Source organism: Streptomyces sp. NPDC058773 (genome assembly GCF_042746015.1).
GTDB lineage: Bacteria > Actinomycetota > Actinomycetes > Streptomycetales > Streptomycetaceae > Streptomyces.
Genome location: NZ_JBHYPE010000018.1, coordinates 1 through 14,138 on the forward strand (window position 1 = coordinate 1; position 14,138 = coordinate 14,138).

14 protein-coding genes are annotated in these 14,138 nt (G+C 69.7%); 13 read left to right on the forward strand and 1 reads right to left on the reverse strand.

What is annotated here, in order from left to right:
• Positions 1-131: 131 nt before the first annotated feature.
• Entirely contained in the window at positions 132-881 is a 750-nt protein-coding gene (locus ACFW5B_RS17715) for a DNA-methyltransferase (protein WP_386439895.1), read from the reverse strand.
• Between the two features lie 607 nt (positions 882-1,488).
• Between ACFW5B_RS17715 and ACFW5B_RS17720 the strand changes: the two genes are divergently transcribed.
• From ACFW5B_RS17720 to ACFW5B_RS17780, 13 genes are all read left to right on the forward strand, one after another.
• Positions 1,489-2,622, forward strand: a complete 1,134-nt coding sequence (locus tag ACFW5B_RS17720) for a C40 family peptidase (RefSeq protein WP_386439897.1) — start codon at positions 1,489-1,491, stop codon at positions 2,620-2,622.
• Between the two features lie 88 nt (positions 2,623-2,710).
• Positions 2,711-3,019, forward strand: coding sequence for a DUF6112 family protein (locus tag ACFW5B_RS17725; RefSeq protein WP_030068283.1), 309 nt, complete (start codon positions 2,711-2,713; stop codon positions 3,017-3,019).
• Positions 3,019-3,708 carry a hypothetical protein gene (locus tag ACFW5B_RS17730; RefSeq protein WP_386439899.1) on the forward strand — a complete coding sequence of 230 codons (690 nt, stop codon included), beginning with the start codon at positions 3,019-3,021 and terminating at the stop codon, positions 3,706-3,708. Before ACFW5B_RS17725 ends, ACFW5B_RS17730 begins: the two co-directional genes overlap by 1 nt.
• A 31-nt stretch (positions 3,709-3,739) precedes the next feature.
• Complete coding sequence (locus ACFW5B_RS17735; protein WP_386439901.1) at positions 3,740-5,110, forward strand: ATP-binding protein; 1,371 nt, start codon at positions 3,740-3,742, stop codon at positions 5,108-5,110.
• A gap of 96 nt (positions 5,111-5,206) precedes the next feature.
• A complete protein-coding gene (locus ACFW5B_RS17740) occupies positions 5,207-6,676 on the forward strand; it encodes an SCO6880 family protein (RefSeq protein WP_386439903.1) in 1,470 nt (489 codons plus the stop codon).
• Between the two features lie 43 nt (positions 6,677-6,719).
• A complete protein-coding gene (locus ACFW5B_RS17745) occupies positions 6,720-7,175 on the forward strand; it encodes a DUF6238 family protein (RefSeq protein WP_386439904.1) in 456 nt (151 codons plus the stop codon).
• Positions 7,176-7,193: 18 nt separating this feature from the next.
• A complete protein-coding gene (locus ACFW5B_RS17750) occupies positions 7,194-8,702 on the forward strand; it encodes an ATP-binding protein (RefSeq protein ID WP_386439906.1) in 1,509 nt (502 codons plus the stop codon).
• 439 nt (positions 8,703-9,141) lie between these two features.
• On the forward strand, positions 9,142-9,855 hold the full coding sequence (locus ACFW5B_RS17755; protein ID WP_386439908.1) for a hypothetical protein: 714 nt from the start codon (positions 9,142-9,144) through the stop codon (positions 9,853-9,855).
• A gap of 28 nt (positions 9,856-9,883) precedes the next feature.
• Positions 9,884-10,654, forward strand: a complete 771-nt coding sequence (locus ACFW5B_RS17760) for a hypothetical protein (protein WP_386439910.1) — start codon at positions 9,884-9,886, stop codon at positions 10,652-10,654.
• A 44-nt stretch (positions 10,655-10,698) separates the two neighbouring features.
• A complete protein-coding gene (locus tag ACFW5B_RS17765) occupies positions 10,699-11,196 on the forward strand; it encodes a hypothetical protein (RefSeq protein WP_386439912.1) in 498 nt (165 codons plus the stop codon).
• An 18-nt stretch (positions 11,197-11,214) separates the two neighbouring features.
• Positions 11,215-11,721, forward strand: coding sequence for a hypothetical protein (locus ACFW5B_RS17770; RefSeq protein WP_386439913.1), 507 nt, complete (start codon positions 11,215-11,217; stop codon positions 11,719-11,721).
• A gap of 34 nt (positions 11,722-11,755) precedes the next feature.
• Positions 11,756-12,181 carry a hypothetical protein gene (locus ACFW5B_RS17775; protein ID WP_386439915.1) on the forward strand — a complete coding sequence of 142 codons (426 nt, stop codon included), beginning with the start codon at positions 11,756-11,758 and terminating at the stop codon, positions 12,179-12,181.
• 96 nt (positions 12,182-12,277) lie between these two features.
• Complete coding sequence (locus tag ACFW5B_RS17780) at positions 12,278-14,071, forward strand: type IV secretory system conjugative DNA transfer family protein (protein WP_386439917.1); 1,794 nt, start codon at positions 12,278-12,280, stop codon at positions 14,069-14,071.
• Positions 14,072-14,138 lie beyond the last annotated feature (67 nt).

Below are 14,138 nucleotides of genomic sequence, written 5' to 3' on the forward strand. Positions count from 1 at the left end.
CCTTCACCATACACCCCCACGCCGGCGGGGTGTGCCCCCCCCCCGCCCTGGGGGGGGGGGTTTTCCCCCGGGTTGGGGTCAACCCCCCCCCCTTCTCTGCGTTCTGCGCCCGTCTTCCGGTCTTCTCACCGTCACTCCTCGGGCCCAGCGAGTTCGAAGTCGTCCTGGGTCAGCGCACCTCGCAGCCGCTGTTCGGCGATGCCGGCGTAGTGGTCGGAGAGTTCGACGCCGACGAAGTTGCGGCCTTCCTTCAGTGCGGCGATGCCTGTGGATCCGGAGCCGGTGAAGGGGTCGAGGACGGTGCCGCCGGGCGGGCAGACCTGGACGAGTTGCTGCATGACCTCGATGGGTTTCTGGGTGATGTGGACGCGGTCCTTGCGGGGCTGGGAGGCGATGTAGTGGCCGGGCAGGTAGAGGTCGCGGGTGTTGTCGAGGGATCCCTTGACGCCCCAGAGGATGAACTCGGAGTCTTGCTTCGGCCCGCCCTTGCGGGGCCGTGAGGCTGGCTTGATCCACGGCATCTTCCCGTGCCAGGTCCAGCCGGCCATCTGCAGGGCATCGGACGTGGTGGGGTCCTGCCTCCAGTCGGAGAAGACCATGACGACGGCGTGTTCGCGGCTGGCGCGGTATGCCTCGGTGAGCAGGTCGGTCAGCCAGGCGCGGTAGGAGCGCTGGTCGCGATTTTCGCCGGGGAAGTTGGCGAGGTCGTGGCGGGCGTCGCCGCTGGTGTACTTCGCTCGTGCGGTGCGGGCGGTGCGGTCGGAGCTGGTGCGTCCGCCGGAGTTATAGGGCGGGTCGGTGATGACGGCATCGACGCTCTCGTCCGGGAGGGACTTCAGGACGGTGAGCGCGTCGCCTCGGTGCAGGGTGTACGAGGACATCGGCGAATCTCTCTTTCTGGAAGACGACCACATGCACGCCCCCGTGGAACGGAATATGCGTGCAAGAACTGCTCGGGACAACCGCACAGGTGGCTGACCGGGCGGGCAGTGGGCTGGAGGTTAGCGCCTTTTTCCGGCCGCACCCAATGACGTGATCTTGGTCGTTCCTTTCATGATCGCGGCTCGTTTGGTGCGGCCGGATTTTGTCCCTACAGTCTCGGCATGTTCGCAGGACCGGTCCTGGTCCCGGCCCTGTTGAGCTGTGCTGATGCGTGTTACCTCGTCCAATCGGCGGCCCATTCGGCACCCGTGAAACCCCTGACGGATGCGAGATAGAGGAATTCACCGTGTGGCGCCTGAGATTACGAGCGCGGCTGGCTGCCGCCTTGCAATAAAGGGGCTGGCGCTTCGGAGTTAGCAGCTCTGAAGCGCGCGGCCCTCCCTTCGGGGACTTTCGAGTGTTTAACCGGTGTGGTGCCGGTGGCCTTTTCGACGAGAACGCCGGCGCCACGCTGCCTACGAGTAAGGAGCTGCTGATGCAGCATGCCCAGGCACGCCCCTCGCCCGAGCCGGATATCTGGATACGCCGAGCGTCCGGTGGCGGGCTGTGAAGAAGGTCGCAGCGATAGCCGGGGGTGTCGTCCTCGCCCCGATGCTGGTGATCGCGCCCATCGCCGTCGCCTTGGCCGGCGCCAGCAATGCCCAGGCCGCTTGCGGCGAAGCCGGTGGTGCCGGTGCGGTGGATGCCAAGGCCGTGGCCGAACAGGTGGAGTCGATCCTCAAGGGCGGCGGCAAGGGTTCTGTGTCCGTTGCGGGGCTGGATAACCCGAAGGAGCAGATCCCGAACGCCAAGTCGATCCTGGCCACTGGCGTGGCGATGAAGGTGCCCCCGCGCGGGCAGATCGTTGCGCTGGCGACTGCTTTGCAGGAGTCGGGGCTGCGGAACTTGGCCTACGGCGACCGGGATTCTCTCGGCCTGTTCCAGCAGCGTCCCAGGCAGGGCTGGGGTACCGCGCAGCAGGTCCGGGATCCGGTGCATGCCTCGACGCAGTTCTACGAGGGGCTGTTGAAGGTCTCGGGCTGGCAGTCGATGACCGTCGCCCAGGCCGCGCAGGCGGTCCAGGCGAGCGGGTTCCCGGACGCCTACGCCAAGTGGGAACCGCTGGCCACGGCGCTCCAGAAGGCCATCGCCAAGGACCTCCCCGCCAAGGGCGGTTCCGGCAAGGACGACGGCAAGGACGCCGAGCCGGAGGTCCCTTCTGGTGGATGTGGGACGGGAGGCGATGGGAGCGGGTTCGGCCCGATCCCGGCCGGGTCCGTCCCCAAGGGCTACAAGGTCCCGGCTGATGCGCCCAAGTCGGTTCGCACAGCGATCCGTTGGGGGCTGGGTCAGCTTGGCACTGCGTACCAGTGGGGTGGCAGCTGTACCGATCCGCGCGGTCAGGACCCGATGGGCCGCTGTGACTGCTCGTCGTTGATGCAGGCGTCGTACAAGGCCGGTGGGGTGTCGATTTCCCGGACGACGTACACGCAGGTCAAGGAGGGTAAGGCGGTCAGCGTCTATGCCCTCAAGCCCGGCGATCTGCTCTTCACTCGCGGCACAGCAGCGGTGCCGGAACACGTCGGGATGTTCATCGGCCAGGGGCTGATTTTGCAGGCTCCGAAGTCCGGTGACGTGGTCAAGATCTCGACTCTCGCCTCTTGGCGGCCGGACATCCTCGCCGCGCGCCGAGTCGTCTGACCGGCCTCTCTTCCTCCCCCTCTCTCCCCCTCTTTCGTCTTCCTCCCTTCCGAGCCTTCGCATGCCCAAATTCGCACTGGAGTTCCCCATGAAGCTCATGCAGCACGCCCAGTACCTCGCTTACAACCCCGGCGTTACACCGAAGCAGGGTGGGCTCCCCGGGCTCGATGTCCTGAAGAACGTGATAGGCAGCATCAACCTGTTCGGCATCATCGCCACGGTCGGCGCCTTGGTCATCTCCGCAGTCGTCTGGGCCTGGGGCCACCACAGCGGCGGCCACCAGGCCGAGCAGAACGGCAAGAAGGGCACAGCCATCGCCGCTGGATGCGCCCTGCTGCTGGGTGCCGCAAACGGCATCGTCGCGTTCTTCTCCGCCATGGGAACGCAGGTCCACTGATGCCGAAGAAACGTCTCCGCAATGCCGAGGAGCGCATGTACGGAGAACCGGCCTCGGTCCTGCGGCGCTCGCTGATCGGCGGCATCATCCTCGCCGTGCTGCTGGCCGTCGCCGGTCTCGTCGCGTATCTCAACCGTACGAACAGCCCGGCCTCGGCCAAGCCCTCCCCGCCATCGACGTCCGCCCAGGAGTCGTCGCCCTCGCCCGAGGCGACTGACGGCAAGCCTGTCGCTGTCGCGGATCCTCCGAAGACGAGCGATCCGATCGTGTTCGCCAAGGCGGCCACGAAGGTCCTGTGGACGTACGACACCCGTAGCTTCTCGCAGGCCGAGCATCTGGCCGGGCTGAAGCGGTGGATGAGCGGCGAGAAGCAGTACGCCGACTGGAAGTCCATCACCGACCAGGTGCCCAGCCCGGTGCTGTGGTCGCGGTTGCACGACAACCGCCAGCATGCGAGCGCCACCGTCGGCGAGGGCCACTTCCCGCAGGCGTTCAAGACCGCCTTGGCGCAGGATCCCGGTGCGATCACCGAGGCGTACGTCTACGCCGTCACGGTCACCGGCCAGCAGTCCCTCGCCTGGAAGGGCTCGGGAGCCGGGGCCGAGGCCCGCTCGATGACCCTCGCCGTCCAGTGCCGGCCGCACCAGAACTGTGCGCTGGCCGCGGTCCTGCCCAATGCCGCGCCATGAGCGCCCTGATTCCGGATAAGGAGGTGCCCTGATGGGAGCCTGCGACCTTCCTCTGATGAATACGGTCTGCGATGCCGTCGGCGGCGTCGTCAGCTCCACCGGCGAGGCGGTCACCGACGGCATCGGTGCCTGGATCGCCAAGTCGATGGGCGAGGTGGCCCAGTCGGCCGCCGACCTGGCGTCCAAGGCGGTCGATCAGACCACCGCCATCGATCTGAACGCCGAGTGGTTCCGGAACAACTACGAGCTGCTGTTGCCGATCGGGTTGATCCTGACGGTGGGCACGTTCTGTCTGCAGCTGACCCGTGCCGCCTGGCGCCGGGACGAACGTGCCCTTGCCCAGGCGGCGTTCGGGACCATGGTGGGCGTCTTCTTCGCCTTCGCCGCCATTGCCTGTACCACGGTGGCCATCACTGTGGTCGATGCGCTCAGTGCGGGTCTGTTCAAGGCGGCCAACAGTTCCGTCGATGATGCGGTCCGCCGCATGATCAAGGTGAACGAGCTGGGGGCGATGTATGGCCTGGGCTGGGGTGTTCCCTCGATCATCGCGCTCGGCTGCGCGATCGGGGCGTTCTTGTACTGGGCGGTGATGGTGGCCCGCAAGGTCGGCATCCTGGTCCTGGTCACGCTGGCGGTCTTCGCCGGGGCTGGCGGGGGCTGGGAGGTGGCCCGGCGCTGGCGCCGCGGCTGGGTCGAGGCCACGGCCACCCTGGTGGTCAGCAAACTGCTGATGACGATTGTGTTCTTGCTGGGTGTTTCGGCCATGGGCAAGTCCGACTCGCACGGTGGGCTCGCTGCCCTGTCGGATGCGATCGCGGGCATCGTCGTGATGGTCCTGGTGATGCTCTGCCCGTACGCCACCTACAAGTTCATCCACTGGGCCGCTGATGGCGGGGGCCACGATGACCTGCACCGCACCGGCGTCGCCGGGGTGACGGTGGCGGCGGGTGCGGCCAAGACCGCAGGCCAGCTCGCCATGCAGGCGGGCACCGGTACGCCTGCTCCGCAGGGGCCGTCGCAGGTGCCGGGCCAGGGCACGGACGGTGTCGCCTCCGGCATCGACCCGGCCGGCGGCTCGGGCGGTGGCGGGAAGCCGAAGCAGACCCGTTTCCGCTACGGCGAGGACCCCAACGCCACGGGCGACAAGGGCCGGGCGCTGATCCAGCGGCCTCCCACGGACGGCGATCGCGGCCAGCCCCTGATCCAGCGCCCCGGCCAGGGGACCACCTCGGGCGCGGCAGCAGCTTCGTCCACGCCGGGCGCCTCGGCGGCGGGTACGCGGATGGATCCGCCGGCGCCACGGCCCAGCGGACCGCCACCGGCAAGCGGGCCTCCTCCGCAGGGCGGCAGCACTCCGCAGCGGTGGATCTACCCCAAGCCACCGGGTGGATCGGGCTCGTAGCCCTCAACTGACGGGGGCGGGCGCCTGCCGCGCTCGGCCCGCCCGCCCCCGTCTCCCCTTCCTTCTTTCTCACCACGTTCCAAGGACGGCTTTGCCATGCATCCCGACGCTTCTGTTCCTGACGGCCCGGCCACTGTGAAGTTCCCGCACCGCTCTCGTCGCGGTGTACTGCTCGGCCTCTCGGTCGCCCAGCTCGTCGTCGTCACCCTCACCGGCTTGGCCCTGCTCGGGGTGCTGATGCGCGCCGGCGTCACCGGTGCGCTCAAGCTCATCCCGCTGTGGGCGGTCATCCTGGCGGCGGTCTTCATCCGCCACCGCGGACGGTCCCTCGCCGACTGGGCACCCATCGCCCTGCGCTACGCGCTGCGGCGTTTCAAGGGCCAGCTCATCTGGCTCGCCCGCCCCTCCCGCCGACCGCGGCGCGAGGGCCTGCTCCACCTGCCGGGCACTGCCGCCTCGCTGCGGGTGGCCGCATCACCTGATGGCCAGTTCGGTGCAGTGCACGATCCGCACAACGGCACCCTGACCGCCGTGGTAAAGGTCTCCTCCCGTGCCTTCGCCCTGCTGGATCCGGCAACCCAGGCCAGCAATGTCGCAGGCTGGGGCCGCACCCTGGCTGCCCTGTCCCGTTCCGGTCACATCGCGCGGGTCCAGGTGCTGGAGCGGACCGTGCCGGACTCCGGCGATGCTCTGAACCGGTATTGGAGCGAGCACGGCAACGCCGACACCCACCTGGCCGGCCCCATCTACAGCGATCTGCTGGCCGCCGCCGGCCCGGCCGCAGCCCCGCACGAGGCTTACGTCGCGCTCGCCCTCGATCTCAAGGCCGCTCGGCGTCTGATCAATCAGGCCGGCGGCGGACTCACCGGCGCTTTCGCCGTTCTGTCCCAGCTGACCTCCACCTTCGATCAGGCCGCCCGCAACTCCGGTCTGATGCCCGGTGGCTGGCTGGGGGCGAGTGAGATCGCCGCAGTGATCCGCACCGCCTACGACCCGAAGGCGTCCGCGGCTCTGGATCAGTGGTCCGAGGCCGGCCGCCCCCAAGCCGATCCGGCGGCTGCCGGCCCGGTCGTTCTGGTGGAGAAGGCGGACCGGATCCAGACGGACTCGGCCCGCCACGCCACGTACTGGATCGAGAACTGGCCCCGCATCGAAACCTCCCCCGGCTTCCTGCATCAGCTCCTGTTCACCTCGGGGGTACGCCGCACGCTGTCGCTGACCTACGCGCCCAAGGGGCTGGATGCAGCGCTCAAGGACGTGCAGCGCAAGAAGGCCACGGTGATCGCGGATGCGGCCGAGCGACAGCGCAAGGGCCAGGTCGACTCCGAAGAGGACTCCGTCGAGTACGCCGACATCAAGGCCCGTGAGCGCCAGCTGATCGCCGGCCACGCCGACGTCGCCCTGACCGGCCTGCTCACCGTCAGCGCCGACACCGACGAAGAACTCAACTCCGCCTGCGCGGCGATCGAGACGGCTGCGGTGTCCGCGCTCCTCGATCTGCGGCTTTTGACCTGGCAGCAGGCCGAAGCCTTCACCAACGCCGCCCTCCCGCTGGCCCGCCCCTAGCGCACCAGCTCCACCACCGCGCTCACCCGAAGGGCCCTCTCCCATGCCGACCGATCCCCTGCCTGACCTGGCTGAGGACTTCGTCCCGTTCGCCACCGCGGCGCTCGACTTCCACCGGGCGATCAACCTTCCCGCCGGACCCGTGGCCGCACACCGCACCGAGCTGGACGCTCTCCACGCCCACCTCACCGCCTTGTACGGCCTGCTCGACGCCCACGCCGCCCGCACCACTCCGGTGGCCGAGGCCGAGGGTGATCACCTGCGAGCCTGCCGGGTCCGGCTGTGGCAGGCCGCCGAGCATCTCCACGACGCCTATCACGCAGCCGCCCATCCCGGCACCGGCCGCCCCCGCTCGCGGGAGGCGTGCCGGTCCCGGCTCCCTGAAGGCGCGCCCGAACTGACCATCTGCCAGCGCCACCTGGCCACCGCCGCACATGTCCGCCGTGACCACACGCCGGCTGATCTGCGCGACCCGTTCACCGGCCTGACCCGACACTGACCTGCTGGAGCACCCGTCATGTCCAACCGCACCCGCGACCGCGCCAGCGCCAGCCCGCTGTTCGTCCCCCGCAAAAGCGACCGCCGCAGCGCCCGCGCGGCTCGTGACCAGTTCGCTGCCGCCCGCGATCAGGCCCGCCATGCCGCGCGTCCTCAAGCCCGCCGTGCCGAACCGGGCGTCGACCCCGAGCTGCGGGCCACCTACCCGGCCGCCGGCCGACCCGGCCCGTACTCCGCCCGCGGCGGCCGTCTCAAGCTCCCCGCCCACCGGATGACGACTGCCACCGCGAGCGGCGCGTATCCGTTCCTCGCCGAGGGCGGCCTCGGCGCCCAGGGGATCTACATCGGCCGCGATGTGCACGCCGAGGCGGCGTTTACGTACGACCCGTTCGCGCTGTACGGGCGTCTCGACGGATTCACGAATCCGAACATCCTGCTCGCCGGGATCATCGGCATGGGCAAGTCCGCCCTGGCCAAGTCCCTCGCCCTGCGAGCCGTGGCCTTCGGCTACCGGATCTACGTCCCCTGCGACCCCAAGGGCGAGTGGACCGTCGTCGCCCAGGAGCTGGGCGGCCAGACCATCGCCCTCGGCCCCGGCCTGCCCGGACGCCTCAACCCCCTGGACGCACCCGCCAGGCCGCACGGCGTCAGCGAGGAGGACTGGGCCAACGAGGTCCGCAAGCGGCGCCTTCTTCTTCTCGGCTCTCTCGCGAAGACGGTCCTGCGGCGGGATCTGCATCCGATGGAGCACACCGCTTTGGATGTGGCGCTCGACCAGACCGTCGCTCACGCCGAGGCCAACGGCACCACCCCGCTGCTGGGCGATGTCGCGCACGTGCTCGGTTCCCCTGAGCGGCTCGACTGTGCGCTCGGCGAGCTGACCGGCCGGCTCGGACACGCCGCCGAAGACCTCGCCCACGCGCTGCGCAGGCTGGTGCACGGTGACCTAGCCGGGATGTTCGACGCCCCCAGCACCGTGGCCTTCGACCCGAGCGCGCCGATGCTGTCCATCGATCTCTCCCGCCTGGGCGGGGCCGGCGACGACACCGCGCTCGTCCTGGCCATGACCTGCGCCTCGGCGTGGATGGAGTCCGCGCTCGCCGACCCCACCGGCGGACGGCGCTGGGTGATCTACGACGAGGCATGGCGCGTCATGCGGCACGTCGCCCTGCTGGAGCGCATGCAGAGCCAGTGGAAGCTCTCACGTGGTCTTGGCATCGCCAACCTCATGGTGATCCACCGCCTGAGCGATCTGCTGACCGCGGGCGATGCCGGCTCCCGGGGCCGGGCGCTGGCGGAGGGTCTGCTCACCGACTGCTCGACCCGCATCGTCTACCGCCAGGAAGCCGACCAACTCACCTCCGCCGCAGCCCTGCTGGGGCTGACCGGCGTGGAGACCCAGGCCGTGTCCGCCCTCACCAAGGGCCGGGGCCTGTGGAAGGTCGCGGGCCGGTCGTTCATTACTCAGCATCTTCTCCACCCGCGCGAACGCGAGTTGTTCGATACAGACGCCCGGATGTCCGCCTGAGCGCATCCGCTGGCCGGGCTCATGCCTCGGAGGGAGCCGAAGCCGCACTTCGGCTCCTTCCGCCCTCCCCTCCCAAGCATCTGAAGGAATCCATTCCCATGCCTCTGACCACCATCCGCCGTGCCGCACGTCGGCTCGTCCAGCTGTACATCGACGCCGCGAAGGCCAACGCCGCCCATAGCCACATCCCTTTGGCCACGGGCCCCTTCAGCGTTCTGGATGAGGCTCACCGCACGAATGGTGGCCATCAGGTACCCGCTCGTGATCGCACTGGTACCCGTCATGGCTGGAGCGGAGCGCGCCGCCGCCGCGGCGCCGGTCGACCTGCATGGGCATGACCGTCGGCCTCGCTAGCGCATTTTTCCGGCATCACCAAACCCGTCTTTGGGCCACATCCTCGTCGTCCGCACGGCCCCAACCTCTGCGAGGTGCACTTCTCGTGGCGGAAACACGTCCGCACATCACCGTCAGCCACCACGACCGCTACGGCGTCGTGGCTGCGGCCTCGCACGAAAACCACGTCGCCGACCACATGCTGCGTCGGGTCGGCTTCGAGCGGCTGCCCGGCAGCAACCTCTACGCCCTCACCGAGCCCGACCGCGACCCGACCCGCCGTGGACAGCAGGCGGTCCAGTCCCTGCGTGCCGCGCAGTACACCGTCACGTCTGCCGCGGCATACGACCTCAATCCCCATACTCCGCTCACCACCAATCACAGCCTCCTCGATCGGCCGGAGAATCGTTCCGCCGTGGGGGGTGCTGGTGTCGGGGAGGCGTCCTTCGCTTCCGCCCGCGCTCTCGATGCCGACATCCGGGCCGCCCGGATCGTCGTGCACGACCAGGCACGCGATCCCCACGGAACGCTGTGGGCGGTCGGCACCGACATACGTACCCGCGAGGGGCTGCTGATCGAAGGCGAGGGCGATCTGCGGTACGTGGAGTCCCGGCTGGCACACACCGGCCGCGCGTTCGACGTCTTCTACGCGATGCCCGGCAACGAGCGTCCTGATCCGAGGCTGTGGATGATGCAGCGCGCTCAGGCCGCCACCGCCGTCTCCCCGGCCCGCGCAGGCGCCGCAGTGCCGCAGCAACCGGCCGTCGCCGCCGCATACCGCCCGGCTTCCACGACCCAGCAGCCGGTCCGCGCCCGCTGACAACCCTGCCTCGAAGGAGTCTCCACCGATGAATCTGCCCTACGAGCCCGCCGTCGCCTTCGGAGTCCACCCCTACCTTGGTGTGGCCGCCGCCGTCGCGGATGACCGGCCGCACCTGGACGAGGTCCTGCGCAAGCACCACTTCCGCTACAGCCAGGACCTGGACGTCTATCTCCTGCCGGAGGGCGCCGGGCACAACATCGCGGTCCGGACAGTGGCCGCCGCCACCCGTGAGTTCCAGGACGCCGGCCATACCGTTGCCGCCGATCCCCGCATCATGCTGCCGCCGCCCGTCCCCACACCTGACGGCGTGGCCGCACGTACAACGCAGCCTGGGCAGTCGTTGACCGCGCTGACCGGCGAGCTGCACGAGCTGCGTCGCTCGGCCGACGTCGCCGATGTGCTGGAGCAGATCCTCGATGAGCACCACGGTGCCGTCGGCGATCTGGAGGAGTTCATCGACACCGCTGCCGCCTGGTGCGAACGACTCGACACCCCCGACGGCCGGGAACTTGGCCAGCACCTGCGCACGGTCGCGCACCATGTTGCCTTCCTCGGCGACCGGTTGGCCGACGCGCAGCTCGATCTGTCGGTCATGCCGGATGTGACGCCGCAGGATGCCCCGCCGCTGGCCGACGTTCCGCTCCCGAAGCGGTACGAGGTGCCCTCCGTCACGCACACCGCCCGTGCTCGCGCGGCCGTGGCGCCCTCACCGAAGCGCCCAGCCGACCTTCCTGCAGCCCCGGGAGAAGGACCCCGCTCCACGGCCGCGCCACCCAGCCCCCGCCGTACGCGCTGACCACCCCTTCCGATCCCAGAAGTACAGAAAAAGGAGTTCCTGTCATGGCCGTCAAGACGCTGTGGACCATCGACCACGCCTGCGGACACACCACCGAGGCCGACCTCTCTGACCGGTCGGCCGACCGGCGGGCCGGCTACGCCCGCTGGCTCTCAGCACGCGACTGCACCGACTGCTGGCGGGCCGCCCGGGGCGAGGATGCCGAGTCGAAGACCGAGTGGCTGGCGAAGAAGCAGGCCGCCGAGCAGGCCGAAGCCCAGGAGTGGTCCGAGCAGTACCGCATGCCCGATCTGGAAGGCACGGACCGCGGCATCGCCTGGGGCACCCGATGCCGACACCAGCTCGTCTCCGCCGCCTACGCCGCCCTCGTCCTCGAAGGCACCACCAGCGAATCCGAGTGGGAGGCCACCGAGGACGCGGTGCGACCTCTGACCCGCGCCAGCTGGTGGATCGACCAGCGCGACGCCGACCCCGCCGACCTGCCCGAGCTGCTGGACGCCGCCACCGAGAGCGACCAGCCGAACGAAAATCCCCACTTCTAACCCCCGAAAGGCTCTGCCGTGCATCCGTCCTTCGACTGCCACATACGGCGCTCCGCCGACACCACAGCACTCCTCACCACGCTCCACGCCAACCGCGACGAAGGCTTCGAGCCCTATCTCGTCGCCGCCTGGTCGCCGCACCTGGAAGCCGCAAGCGCGCTCTCCCTCGCGCACCTGGCACGGCTGCTCGATGAGCCTCTCCATGCACGTCAGCAGCGCACCGGACGGCGGCCGGCCCGTCCCGCCTGGCACTGCTCCGTGGTCAACGACACCGGCCGCGTCCTGTCCGACGAGCAGTGGGAGGCCCTGGTGAAGGACATCGTCGCCGCCACGGGGATCGAGCCCGTCGGCGACACGGCCGCCTGCCGGTGGGTCGCGTTGCGCCGGGGCCGCCGCTCGGTGGATCTCGTCGCCAACGTGATCCGCCAGGACGGGCGCTGGGCCCGGATCCATCAGGACACCTTCCACGCACGCTCCGCATGTGACCACTACGCCGGCGCCCTGACCGTTCAGCTCGCTGCCTGACCCGCCACCAGCTCTTCTTCAGAAAGGCCGTCCCATGTCCCGCATCAGCCGATTCCTGTCCCGCTGCATCTCCTCCCTCTACGAGGTGTACGGACGGGAAGCCGAGATCTACCGCGACCCGACCAGCGGCGCGGTCATCGCCGACTGCCGCAACAACTGCGCCCGCCGGATCTTCCTGGCCTGCGGCTTCGTAAGGACGCCCACGGCCTTCCGCCTGCGCCTGCCCGAGGGGCTGAGCGAGGCGGAGCAGAAGGCCCGTGCCACCCAGGCCATGGTTCATCTGTTCCATGCGGGCCACTACACCGACATCGCCTCCCGCCTCGTCTGCGATTCCACGCTCGCCGCCACATGGGCCGAGATCCGCGAGCGCCGCCCGGACCACCCCGGCTGGCCCACCAGCCCGACCACCGACGCGCACACGGCGACGAGCACACAGACCGCCGCGTCCCGCCGCCCGTAGACCACCTCGTTCAACAGCCTTCAGGAGTCCTCGTGATCACCAGAACAACGCGCCGCCCCGCCGTCTCTCACCGCGCCGCGCCACCTGGAACTCGCCTTGTCGTCCCCACGCACCAGCACGCCCTCGACCACCACCGGTACCGACCTCCTCCTCTACCTCCTGCTCGCCGTCGCCGGGCTCGGCATGGCAGGAGGCTCACTGGCCTGGCTGTTCGGCAACCTCACCAACGCCGTTGCGGGCTCCGGCCCATGGGCCGCCTACCACCCTGAAGAAACGTTGCTCCACCCGGAGCGGGTCTGGCCTCATCTGCCGCAGCCCGCTCTGGTCACCGGCTGCTACGTCCTGCCGGCCCTCGCCCTCATAGCCACCGCCGTCGTAGCCGCGAAGGTCTGGCTGCGCTTCCGCAACAGCCCGTCGGGGCTGGCCACCCGACGTGACCTGGAGCCTCTGCTGGCCAAGCAGATCGCCGCCAAGGCCATCGACCTGCGCCCCAGTCTGGCGGGCAAGAAGCCCAAGGACATCGCCCCCGACGACCGGGGCGTGCTGCTGGGCACCTTCAAGCCGGGCAAGGACGAACTCCGCTCCTCCTGGGAGGACGTGATCCTGGCGATCATGGCCCCCCGCTCCGGCAAAACCTCCGGCCTGGCCATCCCCGCCATCCTGCGCGCCCCCGGCCCCGTGCTGCTGACCTCCAACAAGGCGGCACGCGACGCCTACACCGCAACCGTCGACGCCCGCGCCGAGGTCGGGACGGTGTGGACGCTGGATCCGCAGCAGATCGCCCACGCGCCACAGACCATGTGGTGGGACATCCTCGCCGACGCCCGCGATCTCGCCGGGGCCCGGCGGCTCGCCGGGCACTTCGTCACCGCCTCCGTCGACGAGTCGAGCGCGGGCGACTTCTGGTCCACGGCCGCCGCCAACACCCTCACCGCGTTCTTCCTGGCCGCCGCCCAAGCCCGACGCCCGATCACGGACGTCCTGACCTGGCTAGCCTCGCCGGCCGACCGTACGGCGATCGATCTGCTCCAGGACGCCGGGTTCGACGCGGTCGCCGCACAGCTCCAGGGCACCGTGGCCGGCGCGGTCGAGACCCGCGACGGCATCTTCGAAACCGCCCGGCAGTACGCCAGCTGCCTGCTCGACCCGGGCATCGCCGCCTGGGTCACCCCGCCCAAGAGCCTTGAGAAGGTGCGGGAGTTCAAGCCGGAGGCGTTCGCGACCGGCAAGGACACCTTGTATCTGCTGTCGAAGGACGGCGGCGGGTCCGCCTCGGCGATCATCGCTGCAGCCGCCGACGCCGTCATGCGCGCCGCGGTCATCCAGGCCGAACGCGATGGCGGGCGTCTGGATGCTCCGCTGCTGGCGATCCTGGACGAGGCCGCCAACGTCTGCAAGATCGCCGACCTGCCGGACCTGTACTCGCATCTCGGCTCCCGCGGGGTCATCCCGATGACGATCCTGCAGTCCTACCAGCAGGGCGTTCGGGTCTGGGGGCAGTCCGGCATGGACGCGCTGCTCTCCGCCGCGACGATCAAGGTGATCGGCTCGGGCATGGACGACGCCGACTTCGCCGACAAGATCTCGCGCCTCGGCGGTGAGCACGACGTGCGCACGGTCTCGGTCTCCACCGGCGAGTCCGGCAAGTCCACCTCCGTCTCGATGCGCCAGGAGCGCGTGCTCCCGCTGGACGTGCTCCGTGCGATGCCCAAGGGCACCGCTGTGTTGATGGCCACCGGGATCCGCCTCGCACGCATCGACCTCAAGCCCTGGTACAAGGGCCGCGACGCCAAGAAGTTGGGCGCCGCGTCCGCCAAGGCCACGGCCGCTATCAGCGAACGCGCTGCCGCCAAGGCACTGCGCCAGGACGACTTCACTCCCGCGGCATGACCGGCTCCGCTCAACTCCGTACCCGGGCGAGACCGCGCGGCGCGGCCCTCGCGCCGCGCCGCCCACC